The 1953-nt window shown below is 56.3% G+C and carries 2 protein-coding genes; both read right to left on the reverse strand.

The annotated features are described in order from the left end of the window. Window positions 1–17 precede the first annotated feature (17 nt). Window positions 18–1001 carry a hypothetical protein gene (locus tag AK963_RS28310; RefSeq protein ID WP_066018636.1) on the reverse strand — a complete coding sequence of 328 codons (984 nt, stop codon included), beginning with the start codon at window positions 999–1001 and terminating at the stop codon, window positions 18–20. A gap of 257 nt (window positions 1002–1258) precedes the next feature. Then, window positions 1259–1953, reverse strand: a 695-nt coding sequence (locus tag AK963_RS33890; RefSeq protein ID WP_202969904.1) for a hypothetical protein, incomplete at its 5' end; no start/stop codon positions are given.

Consider the following 1953-nt stretch of genomic DNA (forward strand, 5'->3'; position numbering starts at 1 on the left):
ACGATTAAACGCTCCCCTCAGAGGCGACCTCCCTGCTTGATCCACTGGGCCAGAATCTTGTCGAGTTTTTCTTCATTGTCGTTAAACTCTTTCTGCGGCATGGCCGCAATCTGTTCCAGCGTCAGGGCCGGTTGGTGCCCCCGGGTTTTAGGGACTGAGTGGGTCCGCACCGGCGGTTCACTCAGCTGCTTTGCCTGCTGCATTTTCTGTACTGGATCAGGTACCGGTTTCGGTGCAGGCTTGTTTACACCTGCGGCCTCTTTATAGAGACTCATGACCTGCGCTGCACCCAATGGGCTGACACGACTCAACTCCTGAACATCAGCAGCCTGTCGTGCAAACCAGCCTTTAAAATCCTCACTGGCTGAGATCTGCTCTACATCCGGATGCAGACTGCGCAACTTGTTCCAGAATGCCTGTTGTGCCCGTTCCGCCTCCTGCTCCTGCCGAGCCTTCTCAATGGCGGCCAGCCGCTGTTCCAGTTTGCGGTTGAGCTGTTCCGACTCATCCAGCTTGTTGAACACCGGGTCCAGCTCCTGGTAGTCCTTACGGAGTTCCTGGAACTGGTCGGACGGCTCTGGCTCACTGTTTGGCTGAGCAGTACCCTGCTGACTGAGCAGATCCACCTTGGCCTTCAGCAACGCCATCTGCTGCTGAAGCTCGGTATTGCTCCGCTCCAGGTCAGCGGCTTTCTGGGTGGCCTGAGTCATCAGGGCATGGGCATTCTTGCGGGACTCTTCCGCCTTGGTGTACTTGTCCTGCCAGTCTTCACCGTTATCGTCATTGGATGCTGGAGCAGGCGGCTCTGACGGTTCGTCATCAGCGTCCGACTCCGGTTCGGGTGGCGGGGGTAACTCATCAGCGGGTGGGTTCTGATCGGTCTGCTTGTCCTGCTCGTCTTCTTGCTGTGCAAAAGCGGCAGGGGCGTCCGTAGTCAAACCCATAAGGGCGGCCAGTTCGGCGTCAGTTTCCTGATCCAGCTTTTCGGCATCTATGGCCATCTTCACTCTCCCTGTGGGGCTCGTTGGCTTGTCCACATTGGTTGCGCCTGTGAAAGTCCGTGGGGCTCTGGGCTTGTCCATATTCTTTCAGGCATTGTTCGCCGCCCACTTTCCGCTGCCCGCGACCCGTAAAAGGCGATACTGGTTTGGCTTTTACGGGAAGCGGGGAGCGGACAGCGGGGAGCGACGAAAGTTATTGTCGTAAATAGGTTCGCGATCGCTGCGACAGTTGCATCAGATCACTGAGTTCCTGAGTCTTACCCTGCAGGATGCGCAATTCGGTTGAATCCCGGGCGTGGGACATTTTCTCCAGCAGTTCCGCCCGGCGACGTTGCAGGTGCTCGACCAGTGTCTGGTAATCCGGGTTGCCTTCCAGCCGCAGGATCGCCTCCGCCTCCTGGCTGGTCAGGTGCATTGGGTTGGGCATAGAGTTCTTCCTCAGGGCGCAGGGCTTTATCCGGATCAATATCCAGGGATTTCAGGTATTCGTTATACAGATAACGATGATCGGTCATGGGACCCAGCACCGGATTCATACTGACATTCAGGGCATTCATCATCCGTTCCGATTGCAGCTCTTTGGCCACCAGTGCCGCACTGCCCATGGCCACCACATCCAGATCACCCCGCTTGGCGTCTTCGCTGTCACTCCAGCGCATGGCGAAATTGAACAGGCTATCGATCAGGGGAACCGTTGCGTAGTCGTCTATATTTTTTACCACGCTTTTCAGGGCCACATTGGCGGCGGTCATTAACATGCTCATGCCGCTGGCGGTTTTGTTCAGGTTCTGGGTCTGTTCACCATGGGTATAACTGGGTAGCGAGGTTTCTTCATCCGCAAAGCGCCGGAACAGTTCAAAGATGCCGGACAGGTCTTTCTGGTTGCTCTGGATATTGATGGCCTGAATCATCGGACCTTCACCGGCTTCACCGTCATAAAACCAGAGTCGGT

Origin of the sequence: Endozoicomonas atrinae (genome assembly GCF_001647025.1) — a bacterium.
In the GTDB taxonomy this organism is placed as follows: domain Bacteria; phylum Pseudomonadota; class Gammaproteobacteria; order Pseudomonadales; family Endozoicomonadaceae; genus Endozoicomonas; species Endozoicomonas atrinae.